This window comes from Vibrio sp. 10N.261.52.C11 (genome assembly GCF_041471405.1).
GTDB lineage: Bacteria > Pseudomonadota > Gammaproteobacteria > Enterobacterales > Vibrionaceae > Vibrio > Vibrio crassostreae_C.
Map to the genome: position 1 here is coordinate 17,131 of NZ_JBFROI010000073.1, position 23,889 is coordinate 41,019.

Genomic DNA, 23,889 nt, shown 5'->3' on the forward strand with positions numbered 1-23,889 from the left:
TTATGATCTCCCTACTACTAAAGGGGTGTCTTAGGGCATCGGGATGTATGCAAGCAAAAAGAACCGGCTTGTGTCAGTCACTTTCTGGCGAATATGGAATCGAAAATGTTGTTGGAAGAAGTTGTAGAAATTATCGAATTAACCGACTCAGACCATTTATCTCAAGCAATGGAACTGTTTAACGAGCATGGTTTTGTTGATGCTGAGTCTTTACCTTTTATGAATGTTGTTTTTGAAACAGCACCAGATCAACTTGCGAAGAAGCTGTCGCAGATTGGTTTTAAAGGTTTAGTGCAAGTCGAAAAGAATGAAGATGCATCAGGCTTCACCATTATTGATGCTGACCGTGTTCTGCTAAAAGATTCTGCTTAGTCGAAAGGCTCTGCTTAGCTGCAAGATTCTTCTTAATAACAAGAATAAGATTCAGCTTAGTGAAAAGACTCTATCCAGTTCAGTAACACCCGTTATGATTATTTGAGGTTAACACAGTGACAACAGCAACCGTTTCATCAACAGAACAACATATTTCCAACGAACATGCACTTTTAGGTGCATCGTTATTAGCGTCTCAAAAAGTTGAGTTGGCTCTGTTCAGTGTGATCTCTAAATTAGCTAAAGCCCTATCAAAAGAGCAGCAACAGTCATTAGGTTTGGATTTGGATACCTTTTTAAGGGAGAAGCCAAGTGAACAAGCCTCGACTCTGAGCCGCTACGAAAATACGTTTGGTGAACAACTTCCTTTGAAGGCTAATGAACTCAACGATTTTATTTATCATCGAAACTTGGTCACTCGTGGCTTTTGGCGTGTGACTGGTGCTGATGTTAAAGGCGGTGAGAAACTTGCTAACCCAGAGCTTTATTTAAAAGAGTTCTTGGCTAAATGTGAATACTGGCAAGTGATGATTGATACTCAAACCAAGTAATCAAATTGAAATAAGAAAGCCATAGCGAACATGCTATGGCTTTTTTGTTGTTTGTGCAAATTGTCTTGAATTCTTTGAATCTAGAGCATCATCTTCAATACATAGTTCCTAGAGACAAAGTGATGTTTAAGTGCGGCACTGATATGCAGCACAATTAAACAGGCTAGGGCAATACAACTGGCACGATGTAAATAGAAAAAGAAGCCGTTGATTGCAGAGTCGGTAATTAGATTATTTACGCTCACTAACCAAAATAAAGAGTACGGTTCTTTTAGCATTAAGTAGCCGGTGCTGAAAACCATAAACATCACAAGATACATCAAAGAGTGTGCAAGCTTGGCAACGCATTTTTGCCCTTCAGGCACAGAGGTTGGCATGCTTGGCGACGAGCGAAAGTGGCTCCAGATATAACGAACCACAAGCAGTGGCGTCGCAACGGTCGCCAATGACATGTTGAGCACTGACAGAAAAGAAAACAGCTCTGGATGACTGGTGACATAGTGCATCACATACCCTGCGATTGTTGCATAGATGATTACAGAAGCCATTACCCAGTGCAGTACACGGCTTACTAAATCGTATCGTGGATTATTCAAATTAACCTCGTTCTGATCGTTATTAATATAAGATTCATCTCGATGCAATAAACCATTTTTCGGTATATTCGCATCGCGAATTAATCATATAGAACAGTATTACGCGGTATTTTTATAATTTAGAAATTAATGATGTTGCTTCAGGTGTTTTATAATTATCAATGATGTTTTAGAGTGTTAATTCCAATATGGACATAGCAAACTTGTCGACTTCCTAGCTTGTATGCCTATTACGAGATACAGTTAGTCTAAATATAAACATATAAGGAATGTATAATGCTTCGAATCTTATTGGTTGCAGTTATCTCGGTGTTCAGCACGATGAGTTTTGCAAGCGAAGAGGTTAAGTACTCGGAACAAGAGTATTTGGATAGACCGCTGATGGAACGCTATATCTTGGATGAGTTGAAGCAGCTTCGAATGGAACAGCAGGATCTTGAAAGACGCTTGACCATTCAGATGACTGACCGGGAACTGACTGTGGCAGACAAGTCTCTGAATTACGCCAATGTAACCGTAACCTACTTCTTCTACATTATTGCTGGTGTGGCCTCTCTTATCGCGCTGGTGGGTTGGCAATCCATCAAAGAGCTTAAACACACAACTCAAGACATGGCTGATAAGCGACTTAATTCTATCGCTCAAGACTATGAGAAGAAGTTTAATGTTCTTGAACGGGATCTTAAGCGCAAGACCAGAATCATTTCCGACAACAACCGCGAAATTGAAATTATCAATGAGATTCATAACCTATGGTTGAGAGCACAGAACGCACAAACGGCAGAGCAAAAAATTGAAATCTACGATGAAATACTGAAGGTTCGTCCTGGAGATTTAGAAGCACTTACTGCCAAAGCTGACGCTGCTATGGATATACAGGAATACCACTGGGCAATGAGTCTTTGTAACCGTGTATTAGAAGTCGATGACCAAAATGCTCATGCCTTGTATCAACGTGCTTGCGCCTATGCTCGATTAGGGGCAGAAGGTCAAGCTATCGATGACTTAGAGCGCGCTATTGAAGCCAGTGGGTCCATGAGAGAGCTGCTAACTGAAGAGCCGGACTTTGAGATGCTGCGAGGCTTAGAACGCTTCGAAGTACTTCGTGAAGAGTAATATGAGGTAAAGATCCGTGTTAACTAAGGTGGTGGGCTTTGCATGCTCACCATACTTTCACACCTATCGCGCTATGGTTTCTTACATTTCATTTATTTTTTTGATTTAATTGTTATGTTATAACACTTTCTAAGTTCCTCGTTATAACCGCTAAGTATTTTATGAAGTTCCTCCGTATTGGTCTGATCGTTACTGCGATCAGCGCATTTTCCCTTGCTGCTTTGCTCTCTTTTCACTCCAAACCAGCACCAGAAATCTCTATCAAAATAACACCTTACCAAGGTTCTCAACCTAATGATAAGGAAGTCATCGACTCGCAAGCGACTCCCAACTCTTTGGTTAAGGTCCATTATTTTGTGAAAGTTGGCGATACCCTCAGTAACATATTCGAGTCATGGAATCTGCCTTATGAGACAGTTCAAAAAGTCATGGAAGCGGATCTTGAGTCTTTGAAGCTCGATACAATAAAGCCTGGCGATCACCTAGAGTTGCTTTTGGATAGTGACTCTAAACAACTCGTAGAGCTGATTTTCCATGAAAGTCTCGTAGAGCAAGCTGTCTTCACTAAAAATGATGATGGAAGCTTTAATTACCAATTCCATGAAATGCCTGGCGAATGGAAAGAAAAGCTCTATAAGGGCACCGTTCATGGCAGTTTTTCAACGTCAGCATACAAAGCGGGATTAACAACCGCCCAGATAGCCAATATTACTCGAACGTTAAGAGACAAGATTAACTTCTCAAAGCAGTTAAGAGCGGGCGATGAGTTTAATGTGTTGGTCAATGAGCAATACACAGGCGACCATCTAACAGGAAAAACGGAGATCCAAGGCATATCGATTACGTTACGAGGTAAGGAAGTGGCCGCGTTTCTTGCTCCAGATGGACGCTTCTACGACAGAGAGGGTAATAGCCTTGAGCAAGCGTTCAATCGCTACCCAATAGACAAACAATTCCGAAGAATTACTTCGCCATTTAACCCGTACCGTAAGCACCCAGTGACCGGACGTATATCTCCGCATAATGGTACTGACTTCGCAACACCCGTAGGGTCGCCAGTTTATTCAACCGGTGATGGTCGAGTTATTGCTATTCGTAACCACCCGTATGCGGGGAAATACATAGTGATTGAACATAACAGTGTTTACAAAACTCGCTATCTGCACTTGAGCCGATTCTTGGTTAAGAAGGGGCAACAGGTTAAGCGTGGGCAGAAAATTGCGTTGTCTGGCACGACTGGTCGCGTAACCGGGCCGCATTTGCATTTTGAAGTGCTGGTGCGTGGAAGAGCGGTGGATTCGATGAAAGCGAACTTACCTTTAGCAAGTTCTATCTTACCTGAAAATAAAGGTGCATTCTTGGCGAGAGTTGCCTCGTTTGATGACATGCTCTCCGGGCAAAAGGTTGCACGAGTAACATCAAGCTAAGTATCAGCTTATAACTGTTCTAACCCTTTGGTGGCTAGTCATCAAAGGGTTGGAACGAGTTTTCATTAGGCTGCCTGATTGCTCAATAGCTTAATAGATTAAGTGCTCAACATCTTATGTGCCCAAGTGCTCATGTGTTGAGATCTTAAGTGACTAAGTGACTAAGTGACTAAGTGACCAAGCGATTGAGCGACTAGGCGATTAAGCGACGACAACCGCCGTGCCGCTCGCTGATACCATCAACATGCCATTACCCGTCCCTAATACTTCATAATCTATATCGACACCTACCACCGCGTTGGCACCCGCTTCAATCGCTTTTTGCTCCAACTCTTTGAATGCGTAGTTGCGTGCTTTTTCTAATTCTTTCTCGTAGGTGCCAGAACGTCCACCCACAAAGTCACGAATTCCTGAAAACATATCTTTGAAAACGTTCACCCCTAGAATGGCTTCTCCGGCAATAACCCCTTTGTAATCGACAATGCGCTTGCCTTCGACTGATTGTGTGGTGGTAATAATCATAATGGCCTCTTGTAAGCTTGCTGAGCTGTCACTCGCTTATTGATTGATAGTTTGGTCTTGCTCTTGAATGTCATCGTTCAGTGCTGTCTCTGAGCGTGTGAATTCATGTCTTAACCATGTTCTCAGTTTTAGCACACTTTCTTGTTTTAATTTGTTTTTTGGGCAAACAAAGTAAAAATCTTGGTGCGGGTTAGCAACCGGTTTACCCAATTCGACAAGCATCCCATGGCTGATATCATCTTTCACAAACAAGCGATGCGTTACTAGTACGCCTAACGAACGAATTGAAGCTTGCACCGCTTGAATGGAGACATCGAACGTCAGATTGCTATGGAATGTGGGCAGTGGAATTTGGTAATTGTCGCACCACACTTGCCAGTCGTGTTGCCGCCTGAGGTTAAAAACGCCAATGGTCGGGTTTTGTTTGACGAGTTGCTCGACGCTCAATCCGGTCTGGTTTTTTAATAGAGTAGGGCTGCACACCAAGACCAGATCATCGTCGGCCAGTTTCTCGCTGTAATATTGCTCCCACTCATTGGGCTTGCCATGTACGAGCGCAACATCGACCCCTTCCTGTTCAATATCGAAAGGGCCAGTTAGCGTCGAAATACGGATATCAAGTGAGGGAGCGAAAGCTTGGAAGTCGGGAACTCGTGGGATCCACCAGTGCATCGCGAGCGAATTGACCATGTTGAGGGTAATGCGGTGGTCGTTAGGCGTTCTGGCAAGCTCTTCGGTCGCCTCTATCACTTGCTCAAGTGCGGGCGCGACTTTGCGGTAATATCGCTTACCTGCGGCATTAAGAACAACACGACGACCGACTCGTTGAAACAGAGGCTTGTTGACCAGTTGTTCTAACGACTTTATCGCTTGGCTTACCGCAGAGTGACTGACGTACAATACCCGCGCGGCGTCGGTCATGCTGCCAGTCTCAGCAACAGCAATGAAAGCATAAACGGATTTAAGCGGAACGAGTTTTTTCATTGGTAAGTTTTCCTTACAGTTATAGTTAATATTACTCGCTATTTTTCATTACGTCACGCCTCTAAAATAGATGTCATAGGAGGTGATAATTATGTCTGATATTACCAAGGCGACGACTTTCATGTTGTTGTCGACGTTCAGTTTGTCTTTAAGTGGCTTGATGGCCAAGTATCTATCTGAAGTGATGCCCACTTCGTTACTCAGTTTTGTGCGTTTTTTGTTACCCAGTCTGTTTTTATTTCTTTTCCTGACCTTTTACAAAATCAGCAAGCCGACACGAGAAATGTGGAAACCTTTGGTGATGCGGGCGATCTTTATGGTGGCGTGTCAGTGGTGTTTCCTTACTTCACTGCAAACCTTAACGCTTGTTGAAGGGGTTGTGTTGTTCAGTACGGGGCCTCTGTTTATTCCATTGTTAGAAAAGTTAATATTTAGAACCAAGATTCATACAACGACGATAGTGTGTTTAGCTGTCACCTTTGTTGGCGTAGTGATGATGGCGGGGGATTTGTCGCAGTTTGAGTTGGGTTCGGAGTTCTTTAGACCTGCGCTTCTGCTTGGGCTTCTCGCGGGGGTATTTAATTCTGGCTCGCAAGTGAGTTTGTACCGAGCGTCTAAAACCAGCCTGACTCCGGCAGAGCTTAACACGTGGACCTTTTTAGTTGCGGCAATTATTGTGATACCAATGGTGGTGTTTACTTCACTTTCTGCGGTGCCCGATGTGCTTGAAAGTGCTGAAAAAGGCTTCGTGTCGGCGTTACTGTCTTTTGACGATTTACGCTGGATTGTTCTCGGATCACTTGGTCTTGCAATGTTTACCATCAATACCCAAATCTTCCGTTCCAAGGCGTATAAGCTTGCAGACAGTGGCTCCCAGTTGGCACCTCTGATTTTTACTAACATGCTGTTTAGCGCGCTTTGGCAGGGCTTGTTCTTTGATGATGTGTTTTCTACACAGCAGATGATTGGCATTAACCTGATTGTCGTGGCGAGCATCACCAATACATTGCTGGCAAAAAGACACAGCAAGGCGAAAGCCAAACAAAAACCGCACACCACAGTGGCTGTAGCGACTGTAGTGGACGTTGCGGTATTGGACTCGGCAGCTAAAAGCTAACCATTGAGTTATGGCTTATCCTCTGAATGGTTAATTTAAAACTTAGAACAATGAGCGTATGTATTCTTTTACTCGGTCGATGTGTTCGTGCGGGTCAATCTCGCAGCGTTGGTTCATTTCTAGGAATCGCTCAGCGTATTTATCGTAGATTTTGTTTTCCAAAAACAGTAAATACAACTTGGGATCGATATGACCGCTGGTGGCCATGTCGGTCATGATGTTGAGTGATTCGCTTAAGAGTTTACCTTTCTTATAAGGGCGATCACTAGAGGTGAGCGCTTCAAAGACATCAGCAATTGCCATTGCTCTCGACGGCAGAGGTAACTGGTCTTCGTTTAAGCCTCTTGGGTATCCCTTACCGTCGATACGTTCGTGGTGTCCGCTGGCGATATCCGGAATGTTTTGAAGGTAAGGCGGGTAAGGCAACTTGTTGAGCATGGTGAAGGTTTGGATAATATGATCGTTGATCATGAAACGTTCTTCATCGTTTAGCGTACCACGGCGTACTTTCAAATTGTGCAGTTCACCTTGGTTGTATTTAACTTCTCCGGGCTTAAGTACAAACGCTTCTTGCCATACATCGGCAGGGTTAAAGCCATTGTCCCAAGGTATTTTATGCTCCGGTTTGTCGGCAAGCAGAGGCTCCATGACAGGCAAACCCTTTTCCTGACTTGTTGGCTCAGTTCTCTCTTTCTCAACCGACTCTTTTTGGGTGTTAAATCTCTCTTTTTCAGACCAAGACAAACCCAATTGATCATCCAGTGTACGTTTCCATTGGCGTTTGGCTATTTGATCTAAGCGTTCTAGCTGCTCTTCCGTCATAGATTCGCCGCCAAGATTACACTCAGCAACGAAGGCAAACTCCTCATCCAGTTCAGACAGGCTTTGTTCGAGTATTTTGAGTTGTTCTTCTTGTAGTGCACCGTTCGCCATCGCTTTCCAGTAATCGGTTTCCGCTTGCTGTTTCAACAACTCAAAACGCATTCGCACTTCGTGGATTCGGTCGTAAATGGTTTCCAGTTTTGTTGCCTTATCTACCACATATTCAGGCGTGGTCACCTTGCCGCAGTCATGAAGCCAAGCGGCGAGCATCAACTCTTCCCACTGTTTACTGTCCAATGAGAATTGCGGGTAATAGCGGTCATCATCTATGGTTGCTTGAGTTAGCCATTTGGTGAGCTCAGGCACTCGTTGGCAATGCCCGCCCGTATAAGGTGACTTGGTATCAATCGCCGATGCAATCAGCTCAATAAAGGCATTAAGCATGTCTTTTTGTTGCTGCATTTGGTCGATGTTGTCTTTCGCTATTTCCGCAAAGCTGAGCAACTCTCTTAAAAAGGCGTGCTTGTCTGCCTGCATCTTGGTAATTGGTCTCTCATAGCCAATTGCCACAATCCCTACCAACAGTTTCTCTCGGTTTAATAGTGGAAATAGGTACAGGTCTGAATTGAAGATCGAATCTTGGTAATAGTTGAGAACATTGTCTTTTCGGTTCAAATGGATCGTCTCACCAGATTTAAGCTGACACAGCAACCAAGGCGTGTGTTTGATGAAGTCATTGATGTCGGCCTTAAAAGGAAGAATGGCAAGGTTGGCTGCCGTATCAAACACGTCTTTCTCTTTGGATTGAGTGAAAAGGACAATGGTTTCTGCTTTGGTAATTAAATAGCTTTGATGAGCAATGTTCTTGGCTAAGATCGAAAACTCCTGATTCCCGGCGGTGTCTCGAAGTAGGGTAATCAGATCATGAAGCGTGTGTTCCATTAGCTCAATCGAGTGGGCGAGGTTAGCCACTTCTTGAATCATGCTTTTGGGATAATGAGTACGCCTGAAGTCGAACCGAGCGATGTTGTCGGTGAGTTGCATCAGCGTATTGAGCGGCTGAGACAGTCGATTAGCAACAAACCATACGATAGCGAAGCAGATGAACAACATCCCAATCGCGACCGCAACTTGCTTGTCTCGCATCGAGATAAGATCAGCGAGCAGCTCATTGTGTGGCGTCGCTTCTGCCAAGTATAAGGTGACATTTTGAGTCAGTTGAACCGGCGTTAGCGTTAGTGCCCAAGTGTTTAAGTTGTACTCAACGTTTTTTAGATTGAGGTTAAACTTCTCTTCATCAGAGATAAGCGGCGCAATAACGGACGCTTTCAATGCTTCCATCTGTTCACGTTTGGGCACATTAAAGAAGCTTTGGTCTTGCTCACTGCCAGAGAGATTCCCCGTCGTTTGGTTGTTCGTTTGCTCAGTTTTACTTGTGTCATCAGATTGGGAGTCAGGCTTGGGTACTGATAGCTCAAGTTGATGCTGACCGAGAAGATTAAAATGTTGATCGAACAAGGCGAGTCGGGTTTGCGGAGAATAAGCTAATTCACTGATCTGAGAAGAGAGGGAACTCAACGTAAAGTCGGCACCAACCACATGCTTGCCATCGGCAGAACGCCTAGAGAGCGTAATACCATTGGTTTGCAGGAAATAGAACAGATAGGGTTCAGAGAATTGTATTGAGCCGTCAGGCTTTGCGTTACGAAACCAAGGACGAGTTGTGGGGTTGAACTTACTCTCTGCTTGTCGAGTACTGATCACTTGATGTGCGCCATCAAGATAGGTAATAAAGTTTTCACCGTCTAGATTGGTGCTGCTGACCATCATGGTCGCTTTAGCGGGCGCGCTGTTTTCGGCTCTCTGTTTATTGGTGCTTAATGGACGAAAGATTCTGAAGTCACCATCTTCAGAACCATAAAATAGAGCGACCAAATTGGTGTTTTGCTTGAAGATGATATCGACCGAAGCAAGCCAAGAGTCTTTTTCGACAGCGGAAGCTTGATGAGCAACAAACGGGCTCACCGCCATCACATTTAAGGTTGTGATAACAGGGGCAATGGCTTGTTTAAATACTGATTCCAGTTTGTCGCGGTGCTCATTACTGATCTCGCGCACTGTGCCTAGCAGCAGCTCTTGGGAGTGCCGATAACTAATCGAAATCAATACCGCACCGACAAGTGTTGTCAAAATTAGGAAAAGGCTAGTGATGTGGATACTCAGCGGATATCGTCTTCTTCTCATCTAACACTCCAGTTTGTAGGCTGGTTTAAGTATTGACGAACTTGGGTAGGTTGCAAAAAATTGGCGCAATTACCGAGTGTGTGCGGTTCGACTTAGATAAGACCAAGCGCTGGCTGGCTCTGGTTAGCCACGTATTCCCGTGTCGTGTAAATGAACCAGTAATAAACCTTTATGTTTGGGTGCTAATTGTCACTTTCAGCTGATAAACTGGCCGAATTGTTGCCATTAGGCATTCATTTTCTGAAGTATTCTTTTCCTGAAAGAGATTCAGAGTTACTTTCTGAAAAACGTATTTTGACCGAGCGAAGAGGGCATTGATTCATGGAACTCAAAGTAGATACTCACACCCACACATACGCAAGTGGTCATGCTTACAGCACATTGATCGAAAACGCCAAGTCGGCAAAGCAAAATGGTTTAGCCATGTTTTGTACTACTGATCATTCAGAATCAATGCCGGGCGCGCCACACTATTGGTTCTTCAGCAATCAGCGTGTGCTCCCTCGTTTTATTGAAGATGTCGCAATTATTCGAGGTGTTGAGTCAAACATCATGAACACACAGGGTGAAATCGACATTCATCCGAGTGTGGATAAGAACTTGGATTGGGTGATCGCGAGTTTTCATGAGCCAGTATTTCGCCCATCGGATGTCGCTACCCATACAGAAGCATTGTTGAATGTGATTAAGGGCGGTCGAATTGATGCGCTTGGTCACTTAGGCAATCCTAATTTTGATTTCGATTTCGAAGCTGTTATTCAATGTGCGGTTGAGAACAACGTGGCGATTGAGATCAACAACACCACACTCAAAGGCAATAGCCGAGTTGGCAGTGTTGACCGCTGCTATGAGATTGCAAGAATAGCGAAAGCGAAGGGTGCATTTATTACAACAGGCAGCGATGCGCATTTCTGTTTAGATGTCGGTGGCTTAGACTTAGTCGCAGCATTGTTAGATGAAGTGGGCGTAGATTCGAGTAAAGTGATTACCCATTCGCCAAAGCAGTTCCTAGCCTTTTTGGCCTTGCGCGGTCGTAATGAAATCCCAGAATATTCAGATCTTGTTTAAGAGAATGTCGGCGGGTTTGCATTTCGACACAATCAATTTTTGTGCCTGAAAGATTTTTGTATACACTAGCCGAAAATAATAAAGTCGAAGTGCCACAGTAATGACGGCTCTAACTTCAAAGACACCGCTTCACTTGGAGAAACAATGAAAACTCGCTCAATCCTTTTATCTGGCTTAATCGCTGCTTCAGTATTGTCTGGCAACGCATTTGCTAATGTAGACCTTAAGAAAAACATGCAAGAAATGAAGCTTGCGTTCAAACAAGCGGCAGAAGCTCAAAGCATTGAAGAGATGCAAAAGCCTATCGTTCGTTTAGATACGCTAGTGGCAGAGCTGAAAACGGGTGTTTACCCAGTCGAGAAAGAAGACAACTTCATGGAAGGCTTCAAAAAGATCAGTGCATCACTGGATAGCATTGAGCAGAAGCTAGACCAAGGTGACTTAGCGTCGGCACAGCAAGAACTTCGTACTATTGATGGCCTTCGTGAAGAGTACCATGAGAAGCGTAACCCAAGCATCTGGAGCAAGATCTTCGGTTAATTCGTTAATCATGAACGTTTGCTAGATAGGTAACAAAGAGCAAACCTCAAGATTCGATTTCTAAAACGCCGCCTTACATTACCCTCTTTCGAGGAAGGTGTAAGGCGGCGTTTTTATTGTCTCTTTTATCGAAAGCCTGCTGCAAAGAGATGAGTATTACTTTCTTAGTTTTAGTGTTGTAACCAGTATTTAACGAAAAAGAGTGTGCGTTAGCTTCAATTTTTTAACTTGCTGTTAATCTTTACGTTTACCTATATTCCAAGTCCCTCATAATAAGGGAAATTTATAAAGACTTGGAATAATGCGCCGAACCTCGTTCAACTTCTTCATGTTACTTGCAACAGCATTAAGCTGGGCGCTAGTGACATTAATGCCTGTTATCAATGCTCATGGTAATAGTGCGGGAGTATGGGCGTCGTTATGTACGGTCAATGGCTTTGAATTGGTTCAAATCGAAGAAGGCGAACCTAATACTCATAAAGGAAAGCCGTGTCCGTTTAGCCATTTTTCCACGTTTCACCAAGATGAACTTCCCACTACACTGCTGACAACTCGACTGAGTTCTATTGTCTCCGACAGCTACGCTTTTTTGGCTCTAAGCGAACGCTACACGAGGCAAGCCCCGCGCGGCCCTCCCTTTGTTATTGCTTAAACCTAACCCATTAAAATAATTAAAAAATAAAGTATTAAGTAAAGTTAAACATGCTCAGATTACTTTCTGATTTTTCAGAAGGTATGTTTGCGTGTGTCAAAGGAAATTATAATGTTGAGAAATGAATCTCAAACCCCTGCGAAAGCACAAGCAACTTCGCAGTCTAAAAGCAGTGCAACAACCGGTTCGGAAACCAATATAAAAAGCAAAGACCGCAATAAAACCCTCTATTTCCTCACATGGCGCTGGCACTTCTATGCTGGGCTATTTGTTATCCCGTTTATGTTAATGCTGAGCATTACAGGTTTGGTGATGCTGTTTGATGATGAAATCGAATTGACTTTCCACCACGAAGCCCTAGAGATTGTTGCATCGGGCGAGCCGATTAAAGTGTCACAACAGTTAGCTGCAGTACAACTTCAATACCCACAAGGTTCGGTTACCCAGTTTGTTCCGAGCAAAGCTCCTGATCTGGCTAACCGCTTTTCGGTAGCACTTGTAGACGGCACATCGGTCTTCGCCACGGTAAATCAATATACGGGCGAAGTGGTCGGAGAGATTCCGCGTAGCGACAGCCTGTACCAACTCGCGAATGACATTCACGGCACTTTGTTGATTGGTGATTGGGGTGATTATCTAATTGAAGTCGCAATAAGCTTGTCTATTCTGTTGCTCATCAGTGGTATTTACTTATGGTTACCTAGAGATAACGCGAGCCGCGCTGGTTTTCTTAAGCTTCGATTTGGTTCAGGAACGCGTATTTTAATGCGTGATCTGCATGCGAACATTGGAGGTGTGTTATCGCTCGTTCTGTTGTTGTTTATTCTGTCTGGATTGGCATGGACAGGTTTTTGGGGCGGTAAGCTTGTTCAAGCATGGAGCACTTTCCCTGCTCAAATGTGGGACGATATTCCGTTGTCTGATAAGACGCACGCTTCCCTCAACCATGGCTCAGAAGAAGAGCTACCTTGGAACTTGGAGCAAACACTATTGCCTTTGTCTCAAGATAAGCCAGCAGAACACGTTCATCATGTGGAAGAGGCGACGGAACCTCATGATCACTCTAAGATGGGTGAAGATCACTCTCAACATGTGTTGTCAGCAAGCAACTTCGACATTGATGACGTTACTGAAAAAGCATACTCACTTGGCTTTACACGATACAAGGTGAATTTCCCGCGTTCAGAAACGGGTGTTTACACGGTCACAGCCAACACTATGGGCGGTGACATCATTGATCCAACGCAGGACCGTACTACGCACCTCGACCAATACTCAGGTCGTATTTTGGGTGAGGTGACATGGCAAGATTATAACTTCATTGCCAAAACGTTAGCGGTAGGTATTTCATTGCATCAAGGTGACATCAGCATCATTAACAAGCTTCTAAATGCTTTGTTTTGTTTGGCGTTCATTGTTGTGTCCGTGACTGGCGGTGTGATGTGGTGGATACGTAGACCTTCAGGTCAAAGAAAGCTTGGCACGCCACCGAAGTTTGGCGATGCAGGGCTTTGGAAGACAGGTTTAGTGATCGTGATAGTTATTTCAGTACTGTTTCCACTGGCGGGAGCGACGATCGTGACAGCAATGCTGCTGGATTGGTTACTATTTTCACGCGTTGAGAAATTCAAGACGGCATTGAGTTAATTGATATACAAACTGACCTCCTTTTTGAGGAGGTCAGTTTCATTATTCAGATGACATGCTCTGTTTATTAAGAAGACGTTAGACTTGTACAGCTCTATATTTGATAAAGCTCTAACGGAAGCCCGTCAGGATCGGCAAAAAAAGTAAATGCTTTACCTGTAAATTCATCAATTCGGATCTGTTCGACTTCGACTCTTTGTTCTTCCAAATAGCTTTTGATTTGTTGAACGTCATCAACACAAAAAGCTAAGTGTCTTAGCCCTTGAGCTTCAGGAAAGCTAGGTCTTTCCGGTGCGTTAGGGAAGCTGAATAGTTCTATCTGAGCACCATTAGGTAGCGCTAAATCAAGTTTGTACGACTGGCGAGCCTCTCGATAGTTTTCGGCAATGATCTCAAGTTTTAAAATCTCGGTGTAAAAGTGCTTCGATGCGTTGTAGTTTGAACAGATTATGGCTGCGTGGTGTATTCCTTTCAACATCAGTTTATTTCTCCTGCCAACTTGTCACCTAAGTGCTCCATGGCGTAATCAATGAATACACGCAGTCGAGCGGGCATGTACTTGGTTTGAGCAAACTGCATCGCAATCGCACCATGGTAATTACTCTTGATGGTCCAATCTTCCAACACTTGTACTACAGACCCTTCAGCCAACGCATCTTGAATCACGAAGTCATGGAAAATACCGACGCCTAGACCTTCTTTCACACCTTTCAGTCGCATCTGCGAGTGGTTAACTGCGTAACGTCCACTGACGGGTACTGTGTGAAATTCATCATCTTTAAGAAAATCCCAAATGTGATCTTTGTCTGTCTCTGCAAGATACAAACAGTCGTGTTCAGACAGCTCGGTAGGGTGGTGAGGAATCCCCTTGGCATCTAAATAGTCAGGGCTTGCACACAACACGAGGTTTGTTTTTCCTAACTCTTTCAATACTAAGCTTTCGTCGGGCTTATCAGTCAGGCGGAAAGCAATGTCGATGCCTTGACGTAAAATATCGATGTCGCCGTCAGCCGCTCTCAATTTAAGTTGGATTTCTGGATACTGATTTAAGAATGGAACAACGAAAGGCTGCAATACCGAATTCAAGAAGGCTTCAGGCGCCGCTACCGTTATCGAGCCTGCAGGTTCGGTATGGTCGGAGGTAGACAGTTCAACGGCTTGTTGCGCTGCGTTGATCATCACCACACTCTGATCATAAACCAATTGACCCGCTTGCGTAATGATAAGGGTACGAGTGGTACGCTCAAACAGTTTCACCGATAGCGCTTTTTCCAAGCGGGTGATGAGCTTACTCAAGGCTGACGGTGTCACGCCTAACTGTTTTGCTGCAGCCGTAAAACTACCTTCGTTAACCACCAAAATGAACGAGGCGAGATCCGGAAGCAGGGCGATGAGTTTTGGGTTAATCATAAGTATCCAGTTAAGCTAGTTTCAACGATGAACTTAATGGTAATTGTGAGCGATTTACTCTGATTTGTGAATCAATTTCATTAATTGATTGACGTGATTGCTCTGATAGGTTGTTGTGTTTGAAGCTCATCTGTATAGCGGCGTTGCTGCTGCGCATTCTGAGATGAAAAATTGAGATTTGATATGAAAGCGAAATTAGACGGAAATTATAGCTAATTTGGCGTTTAAAAAAGCAGGTGAAGGGCGTTAATGTGCCCTATGTCACTGGGATGAACTATTATTAGTGCCTGTGATTCATTAATGTTTTTCCAACTAAAGGGATAATCGGAACGGGGATGTTCAACTAGAATATAGGCATAAGTTTTACAGTGTAAATGATCGTGTTGAGATCGTTTACATCCCTACATAAAGCGGCGCGCGATGCTGCTAAATTATAACTAGGAAGGAATGAGACAATGTCTTCTGCATTTTACCAACAGATTCAAACTCAAATCGAAGAAGTTAAAGAAGAAGGTCTTTACAAGTCTGAGCGCATTATTACTTCTGCACAAAAAGCAGCGGTTTCTATCTCGACTGGTGAAGAAGTACTAAACTTCTGTGCAAACAACTACTTAGGTCTTGCTAACCACCCAGCTCTTATCGAAGCAGCTAAAGATGGTATGGATCAGCACGGTTTTGGTATGGCTTCAGTACGTTTCATCTGTGGTACTCAAGATTCTCACAAAGAACTAGAGCAAAAGCTTTCTACGTTCCTAGGTAAAGAAGACACTATCCTTTACACATCTTGTTTTGATGCAAACGCTGGTTTGTTCGAAACAATTCTAGGTAAAGAAGACGCAATCATCTCTGACGCACTAAACCACGCATCTATCATCGATGGCGTTCGTCTGTGTAAAGCAATGCGTTTCCGTTACTCGAACAACAACATGGAAGAGCTAGAGCAGCAACTTATCGCTGCTAAAGAAGCTGGCGCTCGTCACACACTAATCGTAACTGACGGTGTGTTCTCAATGGACGGCGTAGTGGCTAACCTTCCTGCTATCTGTGACCTTGCAGACAAGTACGATGCACTAGTAATGGTTGATGACTCTCACGCAGTGGGCTTCATGGGCGAAAACGGAGCGGGTACTCACGAGTTCCACAACGTTGTAGACCGTATCGATATCATCACTGGTACTCTTGGTAAAGCAATGGGTGGCGCTTCAGGCGGTTACACTTCTGGTAAGAAAGAAGTGATCGACTGGCTACGTCAGCGTTCTCGTCCATACCTATTCTCTAACTCTGTTGCTCCTGCAATCGTATCTGCGTCTATCCGCGTTCTAGATCTTCTTGCGGAATCTGGCGACCTACGTACTCAACTATGGGAAAACTCTGCTCACTTCCGTACTCGCATGGAAGAAGCTGGCTTCACTATGGGCGGTGCAGACCACGCAATCATCCCAATCATGCTTGGTGATGCAAAAGTAGCGGCTGAGTTCGCTGAGCGCGCACTAGAGAAAGGCATCTACGTTGTAGGTTTCTCTTTCCCTGTAGTACCAAAAGGTCAAGCTCGTATCCGTACGCAAATGTCTGCTGCACACTCTCGTGAGCAACTAGACCGCGCAATCGATGCGTTCATTCAAGTTGGTAAAGACATGGGTATCATCTAATTTTAAAGGGATGCCACGAGCATCCTTTAATTAGATAGAGCAACACCCAGTAGAATATATAGATTTTTGATTCTCGCCTTACAGTTAGGCGAGATGAACTAGGTAACATTATGAAAATTAAAGCACTTTCTAAGCTAAAGCCTGAAGAAGGCATTTGGATGACCGAGGTTGAAAAACCTGAAATGGGTCATAATGATCTTCTTATTCGTATTAAGAAAACCGCAATTTGTGGTACTGACGTACATATCTACAACTGGGATGAGTGGTCACAAAACACAATCCCAGTACCTATGGTAGTAGGTCACGAATACGTGGGTGAAGTTGTTGGCATTGGCCAAGAAGTTCGTGGTTTTGAAATCGGCGACCGTGTATCTGGCGAAGGTCACATCACATGTGGTCACTGTCGTAACTGTCGTGGCGGCCGTACTCACCTTTGTCGTAACACAACAGGTGTTGGTGTTAACCGCACTGGTGCGTTCTCTGAGTTCCTTGTGATTCCTGCGTTCAACGCATTTAAGATCCCTGCAGAAATCTCTGACGATCTAGCTTCAATCTTTGACCCGTTTGGTAACGCAGTACACACAGCACTTTCTTTCGACCTAGTTGGCGAAGACGTGCTAATTACTGGTGCTGGCCCAATCGGTATCATGGCTGCAGCTGTTGCTAAGCACGTTGGTGCTCGTCACGTTGTAATCACTGATGTAAACGAGTACCGCCTAGATCTTGCTAAGAAAATGGGTGTGACTCGCGCAGTAAACGTGATGGAAGAGAAGCTTGAAGACGTAATGTCTGATCTTGGCATGACTGAAGGCTTCGATGTAGGCCTAGAAATGTCTGGTAACCCATCTGCGTTCAACAGCATGCTGACTAACATGAACCACGGCGGTAAGATCTCTCTACTAGGTATTCCACCATCAGACATGGCAGTAGACTGGAACCAAGTCATCTTTAAAGGCTTGGTTATCAAAGGTATCTACGGTCGTGAGATGTTCGAAACTTGGTACAAGATGGCTTCTTTGATTCAATCTGGCCTAGATCTAACACCAATCATTACTCACCACTACAAAGTGGACGACTTCCAGAAAGGCTTCGACATGATGCGTTCTGGTATGTCTGGTAAGGTGATTTTAGACTGGGAGTAAGTTATTACCGGTTTTGAATATCAGAAGGCAACAGGTAAAACTGTTGCCTTTTTTGTCGCCACTCTGTAGCCATTTTTAATTGACAATCAGCATAATCTATTGATATTTAATGGTTATTTTTGTTTTTTTATATAGTGGCAAGTTTGATTCAATCAGGGTTAGACCTATCACCAATCATTACTCATCACTTTAAAATTGATGATTTCCAAGCTGGCTTCGATGCTATGCGTAGTGGGCTTTCTGGCAAGGTTATCCTTGATTGGGAATAGAAAAAATTAGGCTCTAAATAGCAAAAGGCGACAGTGAAAACTGTCGCCTTTTTTACGAATAAAACCGCTAAATAACGGTCGATTACAGTGTCTGCCGCCACTTTGTCGCCATTAATTCTCTAATGGATTGAGGTGTACAGCTTGTATCAAATGTTCTGGAGCAAAATGAGAATACGCCATTGTCTGCTCAATCTTAGTATGCCCAAGAATACGCTGTAACACCAAGATATCCCCTTTGTTCATCATAAAATGCGAAGCAAAGGTATGCCGTAGAACATGCGTCGCTTGCCCACTCGGAACGTGCTCTGGTAAAGCTCTTTTAATGTAGCGCCAGGCGTCCTTGTAACTCGTGTTAAAAATTTCATGGTCGCTCACGGCGATATCTAAGATCTCTTGATATAAAGCTGGTGAGATGGGCACACTTCGATTCCTCTTACCTTTTGTCTCGGTGTAAGTCAGTTTAAATTCAGCTACCTGTGAACGGGTAAGAGTTAGAGCTTCACTTATACGGGCACCGGTGGCTAAGCAAATCTTAGAAATTACAATGAGCTGTGGAATCGAGACTGTAATGACTCGGTTGCAATTCTTTAAGTTAACTAAGAACTCTTCAATTTGTGGCTTGGTTAGATATGCCAGGTTCTTCTCGCTAGTTTTGATTGTATCGATAGCTTCAATCGGGTTGGGGTATATCCATTGATTGTACTTGATTAGTTTCTTGAACATTCCCTTTAGATAAATCAATTCCATGTTATGTGTTGTTGGTGAGACCTCAACAGATTTATTTTTGCCACGGTAGGGTATTCGCGCTGCACGATAGTCCAAGTAGTCTCGTTCTTTAAGGTGGTAGGCAATCGGGTTACCTAATCCTTCAATTGTTTTGGCTATTAGATCCCGAGCTTGTTTACCTGATTTCAACGTATGACCGTGTATGTTCCACCAAGTGTCTAACAGTTCGCTCATTCTACGGTGATCGGGTTTACTTCCCATCCATGGCTTATCGTCAATCTCCTTCAACGTGTGAAGCTCAAAAGCTTTTGCTTCTCCCTTAGTCGTAAACTTTTTACGAACACGCTTCCCCGTTCGCCCATTTGGGTAACATTCGCAGAGCCAAGGTTTGGTAGAACCATCTTTTAAATTGCGGATAGACATAATAAAGCCTAAGATTACTGTATATAAAAACAGTATAATTAGAGCTGAAACGTAGAACAATGTTTTATATCGGACAAAAAGCACAGGTTAGGCTCCTCTCTCAAAGTGCTAAGAAAGCTAATAGGTTATTGCTATGTATCAATCAATTCATGTGACTGCTGGCTACAGTCATTTCAAAATCAACAGTGATGGTCCAATTGGAGTAAGTAAGAAGAACCAAGGTGAGATTGACGCGGTTTTGAAACTAGGTAATCGCTTTACGGCACCATTTGGTGGGTTTATAGAAGCTGAAAATGTGATCGGCTTGAAGTGGGTGAAGCTAGTTGATATTAAATATCTGTGTACTGATGAAGAAGCCGAAACTATCGAGTACGTGATACAAAAAGACCATTATGTAGTGGGGACGTATCAAGACCGGAAGTTGTATATTTTATTGTTTGGTGGAGAACCAAAGCACCATCAGATCAAAGGCCTTGAACAAGATGGGAAAAATAATGTGTTTGGGTTGTTTTAATGTAGAGGTGATAATTTATAAATCAGTTAGGCCAGAAACTTACAGTCCGTATTGTCGGCTTGATCTTATAGATTAGCAGGTTGGCTAGCTCATTTTTGTCCAAGAGTTTCTTTGGTTGAATTTTTACCCTTGGCACTTTCTAGCTCGAAAGTGCCCCGTTATTTGGTAGACCTTTTACTCATTCACATCCTGTTCATGGGGTTTTGCCCTACTAGAAGTTATCCATTCTTCTAATGCTGTTCGTCGTGAATCCCCGTGTTGTATCACGGGGGTAAATTCGACCTAACAATCAGCACTCACATAACCCTGCTCTAGTTGCAAGCTTGCGCGCTAGTTCTTTATCGCTTAGCTATGTAGAAAAACTCTTTTCAACAGTTGTTATGTTACTAAGGAATAGTTACTAGATGGTTATCATATAAGCGCATGAATAATATGGTTATTTTTTTGATTTCTTTAGTTTCACATATACAATGATATTAAATCAAACGGAGGATGAAAAATGATCAATTCTAGACATCAATGGGAAGAACAATTAGAAAAAGCGAAAATTCAAGGCGATAAATCTCAGATAGAAACCTTTAGTTATTTATTGTTAACTTATACGGATGATTACTTTGAAAAACTAGAGAAGTTTTATAACTTACTTCCATCTGATGGAGATCTTACGTTACTCGTTCTTAAAGGACACTTGTTGATCGAAAAGCAAGTTCGCTCATATGTATATAACCATTTCCCAAATCAAGCAGTATTAAAAGATGTGTTTAAAGATACATATAGTTTATTCAATGCTGGCAAAGCTTATGCAGATCCAGACTGCGCAGAGACACTAGCTTTATGGGAATGTTTCTTAAAACTAAACAAGATTCGTAATTTGTTGGCACATGAGCTAGATCACATAGGTTTACAGCACAGAATAGATGATTTTCTCAAAATGTCGGATCGTTTTATTTCATTTGGTCCTGATAATGATTCTGTATATAGCCGTATGCACAATACTATTAATGCTATCTATCAAAAAGCACTTTATCTCTCAACAGTTCAAGAGAAGAAATATCAGTACTTTAAAGAGCAACGAGCATAAATTTAAAAGGTTCATAGCAAAGAGGCCAAACTCTAGAGCCTGGCTTCTTTTTCCTTGATATAACTAAAAATAGGGAATGATCTAGCCTATTTCTTTATATTTACTATAGCTCTAGCTAGATTAAGTAGATGCGTAGAAGTCTTGGTCTCCAACTCAACTACCTGTTTTATAGTGATATGTCACTGTTTGTTGATGAAGACTCCCCGTAAAATAGTATTACAAAGAGTTAGATAGAAGAACTTTTCATTTACTTATAGAAACTTTTATCTAATAGTTGTTGATAATTGGAGAAAAATGGTGCGATTAGAGAGTGTCTTAAAAGAGATTGAACCGAAATTAGCGAAAGGGCTCATTCCTAGAACTGGTGACGATGGTAAGTTGGTTGATTTATATTCTGTTGTCTTTTACTTTGAAGGGTCACCGTTATATTTGCTTGAGAGGATAGATGGCAACAAGCTTATTCTAAAAGCATGGGATGACAGACTGTTTTCCTTAGATGCTTCTTCAACTTTTGAAATGATGGAAAAACTTGATATCCGTATAGACCATTATCATGGGCTAGCAAGCCATACTTATTGGTCTATTCGGGATTATGTGTTCAATGAAAAGACAAGGTTGTATAAGCTCAAATCTCTGTACATTTTATCAAAATATCATGTACCACAGCTTTTGTTTAACCGTAAAAAGCTTCAATTTCCGCATAGAATGAAGCTACTGGACACACTGATAAACTTCCAACTGAACAAGCCATCTAAATCATTTTCCTCGCATGAAATCATGACTCAGCTGTATTCTCCGCGCTGGTACCTTCACCCCAAAGGTAAAGCAAGTCGTAAAAGGATGGATTTGTACTTAAACTCTTTTGTTTCCTCTGGCGAGTTAATTATAATAGACAGAGGTAATTACAAAGTTACGGGTAAAGCGATAGCTACCCTAGAAATTTATCAAATGGAGAGGGCTAGAGAAAAAAGGACACAGACCACCCAAACAGCTCTAGTAATTTTGACATTATTACTCGCAATAATAGGAATAATCCAATCTGGAATCTTGAAAGTTCCAACACTTCTAGATTTTACTAAATTTTAGTACACATATAACTAGAAATTCATGAGTGATTCCCAACGCTTCGAATTTTATTCCATCGTTGCGTTGGGTTTCTTTTTTGTAACGCTAGATTAGTATATTCATAAAGTTTTTCTCTTTATATTTGCTATCGCCCTAGCAAGACCAAGTAAATGTGTTGAAGTCTTAATCCCAACTTGTGACTGTTCTCACAGTTTTAAAACACAGTTCAGCGACTTCTTCCTTGGTCATTTGGCACTCTAACTCTCGAAAAATGTAATTCTTACTCATTTCGCGATACTTCAGAGACAAAACCTCTAAATACAAGAGGTTGCAATGAATTAGTGATATATGGACCATTAAACATAATCAGATAAAGTGCGCACTGTACAAAGGCGTATTAATTGGCAAATTTGCCTTATAAAAAGTTATTCATGAATCACTAATATTAGAATTCCTGAAACTCATTTTTGTCCAAAATCGTCACAATCTGAATTTTAACACACGGCATTTTCTAGCTCGAAAATGCCCCAAAATGAGCCAGATAGGGATTGAACTCAGGTTCAAACTCAGGAACTTGCCTTACTTTTCCTCATGCCTAAAGTTCTAACTTTGTCCCCAAATTTCTAACCCACTAGACCACTAGAGACTGATCTTCAAACACAGCTACGCACGAATACGTTGTTTAAGTGTTTCTAAGCTATTGAATAGTCGATAACTAAATGGAAGTTCTTCAGTGATAACGTGCCTTGAATAGGAAGCAATGTGTTTGCACGGTTTGCACCTGAAAAATCGGATTTATACTGTATTATATTCTTATTTTTCAGTTGGTTAAGTAATGGGTTTGGGATATGCTGAAAGTGTGAATTCGTGCTTGCACGATATTAAGATGTTATATTTTTCTCATACTTTGGAGTTTAACTAGAAATGAATCTATCTGAAATATTAGCATTACTTAGCATGATTGTTGCATTTTTAGCTTATAGGCATGCAGTAAATTCATCATTATCTACATCGAAGCTAATGAATGAAATTTCACAGGAACATTTAAAATTAGGGGCAAATGTAGCTTTAATTGAGGCAAGCCAAAAGTATGTGGTTTTATTGAATGAGGTGAATCAAGAGTTCGAAAAAATCGTAAAGGAACTGTCGTCCTCTGCACTGAAAGCTAATACGAATATAGGTGAGATATTTGATAGGTATGATGTTAGCAGAGGGTCATCTCGGTATCTGAGGCATTGTTTTCATAGTTCGACAGTAGTTGTTAGAGAAGCATATGATAAAGAATTGACATACCAGACAGGCTTAAATCTAACGAGTAGAATTAGGACTCTTAAGTTCATTAAGGAAAACGTTTCTCAATATAATGGGAGTAAAAAAGGAAAATCAATATTCTCGTTTTTAAAAAAAGAGGCTAAGCCAGAGACGGCTGAAGAATATATAAACTCTTCAGTATTATTTTGGGATAGCCTGACGGAACTGTATGAAAGAATTCCAAATGAAAAAGAATCTAAAATATTTGAAGAGACTTTAGATTGTTTGGCAGAATTTAGATGTTTGCATGAAGAGAAACGAGGAACGCTAAAGTCGTTAGAGGAACGTCTTGAATTGGCGATAAAAGAAAATGCTCTCGAAATGTTTAACCTTAGAGATGTTCCAAATTTGGGAAATAAGTTTTATAGAGTTAAAGGGGATATAGATCGATATCATGAACTCTACTTTCCCGATTTTTATTCAATTGAATCGGTGTCTATAACTGATGGGATTGCATATTCACTTTATGCGGGCAGTATTACGTTTATCGCGTCGCAACATTTTATGTGGGGAAAAATATAACAAATACATCAACACGATTTGCTACATTCGGCATTCTGGGTTTCTTTGATTTTACCGTGTTAAGTGGCTTTGTTGCGTAATTAAATTTAAAGATAGAACTACCCCGTTTCGCGTATTTC

The 23,889-nt window shown here is 42.3% G+C and carries 22 protein-coding genes and 2 pseudogenes; 16 read left to right on the plus strand and 8 right to left on the minus strand.

Going from position 1 to position 23,889, the window contains the following annotated elements:
• Positions 1-105: 105 nt before the first annotated feature.
• Positions 106-372 carry a hypothetical protein gene (locus AB4323_RS21415; protein WP_017059525.1) on the plus strand — a complete coding sequence of 89 codons (267 nt, stop codon included), beginning with the start codon at positions 106-108 and terminating at the stop codon, positions 370-372.
• Positions 373-488: 116 nt separating this feature from the next.
• Positions 489-923, plus strand: a complete 435-nt coding sequence (locus AB4323_RS21420) for a hypothetical protein (protein ID WP_017064806.1) — start codon at positions 489-491, stop codon at positions 921-923.
• Between the two features lie 80 nt (positions 924-1,003).
• Here AB4323_RS21420 and AB4323_RS21425 read toward each other — a convergent pair whose 3' ends face one another.
• Positions 1,004-1,519, minus strand: a complete 516-nt coding sequence (locus AB4323_RS21425; protein ID WP_082151303.1) for a cytochrome b — start codon at positions 1,517-1,519, stop codon at positions 1,004-1,006.
• A 276-nt stretch (positions 1,520-1,795) separates the two neighbouring features.
• Here AB4323_RS21425 and AB4323_RS21430 point away from each other — a divergent pair, with 276 nt between their 5' ends.
• Positions 1,796-2,635 (plus strand): tetratricopeptide repeat protein, encoded by an 840-nt coding sequence (locus AB4323_RS21430; protein ID WP_372100092.1) that lies wholly within the window; start codon positions 1,796-1,798, stop codon positions 2,633-2,635.
• Positions 2,636-2,796: 161 nt separating this feature from the next.
• Positions 2,797-4,062 (plus strand): peptidoglycan DD-metalloendopeptidase family protein, encoded by a 1,266-nt coding sequence (locus tag AB4323_RS21435; protein WP_372135174.1) that lies wholly within the window; start codon positions 2,797-2,799, stop codon positions 4,060-4,062.
• Between the two features lie 201 nt (positions 4,063-4,263).
• Here AB4323_RS21435 and AB4323_RS21440 read toward each other — a convergent pair whose 3' ends face one another.
• Both AB4323_RS21440 and AB4323_RS21445 read right to left on the minus strand, forming a co-directional pair.
• The gene (locus AB4323_RS21440) at positions 4,264-4,584 is read right to left on the minus strand and encodes a heavy metal-binding domain-containing protein (protein WP_004730185.1); all 321 of its coding nucleotides are present in this window, start codon (positions 4,582-4,584) and stop codon (positions 4,264-4,266) included.
• A gap of 36 nt (positions 4,585-4,620) precedes the next feature.
• Complete coding sequence (locus tag AB4323_RS21445; protein ID WP_372100096.1) at positions 4,621-5,568, minus strand: LysR substrate-binding domain-containing protein; 948 nt, start codon at positions 5,566-5,568, stop codon at positions 4,621-4,623.
• A 91-nt stretch (positions 5,569-5,659) separates the two neighbouring features.
• Between AB4323_RS21445 and AB4323_RS21450 the strand changes: the two genes are divergently transcribed.
• On the plus strand, positions 5,660-6,685 hold the full coding sequence (locus AB4323_RS21450; RefSeq protein ID WP_102332040.1) for a DMT family transporter: 1,026 nt from the start codon (positions 5,660-5,662) through the stop codon (positions 6,683-6,685).
• 42 nt (positions 6,686-6,727) lie between these two features.
• Here the strand turns inward: AB4323_RS21450 and AB4323_RS21455 are convergent, their stop codons facing one another.
• Positions 6,728-9,751, minus strand: a complete 3,024-nt coding sequence (locus tag AB4323_RS21455) for an HD domain-containing phosphohydrolase (RefSeq protein WP_372058047.1) — start codon at positions 9,749-9,751, stop codon at positions 6,728-6,730.
• Between the two features lie 321 nt (positions 9,752-10,072).
• Between AB4323_RS21455 and AB4323_RS21460 the strand changes: the two genes are divergently transcribed.
• From AB4323_RS21460 to AB4323_RS21475, 4 genes are all read left to right on the plus strand, one after another.
• Entirely contained in the window at positions 10,073-10,819 is a 747-nt protein-coding gene (locus tag AB4323_RS21460; RefSeq protein ID WP_017059533.1) for a phosphatase, read from the plus strand.
• 144 nt (positions 10,820-10,963) lie between these two features.
• On the plus strand, positions 10,964-11,359 hold the full coding sequence (locus AB4323_RS21465; RefSeq protein ID WP_017059534.1) for a cytochrome b562: 396 nt from the start codon (positions 10,964-10,966) through the stop codon (positions 11,357-11,359).
• Positions 11,360-11,660: 301 nt separating this feature from the next.
• Complete coding sequence (locus tag AB4323_RS21470; RefSeq protein ID WP_017064798.1) at positions 11,661-12,011, plus strand: hypothetical protein; 351 nt, start codon at positions 11,661-11,663, stop codon at positions 12,009-12,011.
• A 111-nt stretch (positions 12,012-12,122) separates the two neighbouring features.
• Entirely contained in the window at positions 12,123-13,658 is a 1,536-nt protein-coding gene (locus AB4323_RS21475) for a PepSY-associated TM helix domain-containing protein (RefSeq protein ID WP_371724808.1), read from the plus strand.
• A gap of 94 nt (positions 13,659-13,752) precedes the next feature.
• Here AB4323_RS21475 and AB4323_RS21480 read toward each other — a convergent pair whose 3' ends face one another.
• Both AB4323_RS21480 and AB4323_RS21485 read right to left on the minus strand, forming a co-directional pair.
• Positions 13,753-14,136, minus strand: coding sequence for a VOC family protein (locus AB4323_RS21480; RefSeq protein WP_017067620.1), 384 nt, complete (start codon positions 14,134-14,136; stop codon positions 13,753-13,755).
• Positions 14,136-15,068 (minus strand): LysR family transcriptional regulator, encoded by a 933-nt coding sequence (locus AB4323_RS21485; RefSeq protein ID WP_017059538.1) that lies wholly within the window; start codon positions 15,066-15,068, stop codon positions 14,136-14,138. Before AB4323_RS21485 ends, AB4323_RS21480 begins: the two co-directional genes overlap by 1 nt.
• 455 nt (positions 15,069-15,523) lie before the next feature.
• Here AB4323_RS21485 and AB4323_RS21490 point away from each other — a divergent pair, with 455 nt between their 5' ends.
• The 3 genes and pseudogenes from AB4323_RS21490 to AB4323_RS21500 form a co-directional block, all read left to right on the plus strand.
• Positions 15,524-16,717, plus strand: a complete 1,194-nt coding sequence (locus tag AB4323_RS21490) for a glycine C-acetyltransferase (RefSeq protein ID WP_017064793.1) — start codon at positions 15,524-15,526, stop codon at positions 16,715-16,717.
• Between the two features lie 110 nt (positions 16,718-16,827).
• Positions 16,828-17,859 (plus strand): L-threonine 3-dehydrogenase, encoded by a 1,032-nt coding sequence (tdh, locus tag AB4323_RS21495; protein WP_017059546.1) that lies wholly within the window; start codon positions 16,828-16,830, stop codon positions 17,857-17,859.
• Positions 17,860-17,987: 128 nt separating this feature from the next.
• A pseudogene (locus tag AB4323_RS21500) lies at positions 17,988-18,128 on the plus strand (L-threonine 3-dehydrogenase); the annotation flags it as partial.
• Positions 18,129-18,239: 111 nt separating this feature from the next.
• On the opposite strand, the gene AB4323_RS21505 reads toward AB4323_RS21500, so the two are convergent.
• Positions 18,240-19,277, minus strand: coding sequence for a tyrosine-type recombinase/integrase (locus AB4323_RS21505; RefSeq protein WP_182796471.1), 1,038 nt, complete (start codon positions 19,275-19,277; stop codon positions 18,240-18,242).
• Between the two features lie 133 nt (positions 19,278-19,410).
• Between AB4323_RS21505 and AB4323_RS21510 the strand changes: the two genes are divergently transcribed.
• The 3 genes from AB4323_RS21510 (at position 19,411) to AB4323_RS21520 (ending at position 21,958) form a co-directional block, all read left to right on the plus strand.
• Positions 19,411-19,791 (plus strand): hypothetical protein, encoded by a 381-nt coding sequence (locus AB4323_RS21510; RefSeq protein ID WP_145571655.1) that lies wholly within the window; start codon positions 19,411-19,413, stop codon positions 19,789-19,791.
• Positions 19,792-20,290: 499 nt separating this feature from the next.
• Entirely contained in the window at positions 20,291-20,872 is a 582-nt protein-coding gene (locus tag AB4323_RS21515) for a hypothetical protein (protein WP_372153315.1), read from the plus strand.
• A gap of 294 nt (positions 20,873-21,166) precedes the next feature.
• Positions 21,167-21,958 carry a hypothetical protein gene (locus tag AB4323_RS21520; RefSeq protein ID WP_372101348.1) on the plus strand — a complete coding sequence of 264 codons (792 nt, stop codon included), beginning with the start codon at positions 21,167-21,169 and terminating at the stop codon, positions 21,956-21,958.
• Positions 21,959-22,123: 165 nt separating this feature from the next.
• Here AB4323_RS21520 and AB4323_RS21525 read toward each other — a convergent pair.
• Positions 22,124-22,240: pseudogene (locus AB4323_RS21525) on the minus strand (regulator); the annotation flags it as partial.
• Positions 22,241-22,861: 621 nt separating this feature from the next.
• On the opposite strand from AB4323_RS21525, the gene AB4323_RS21530 reads away from it, so the two are divergent.
• A complete protein-coding gene (locus AB4323_RS21530; RefSeq protein WP_210443491.1) occupies positions 22,862-23,770 on the plus strand; it encodes a hypothetical protein in 909 nt (302 codons plus the stop codon).
• The last annotated feature ends 119 nt before the right edge of the window (positions 23,771-23,889 follow it).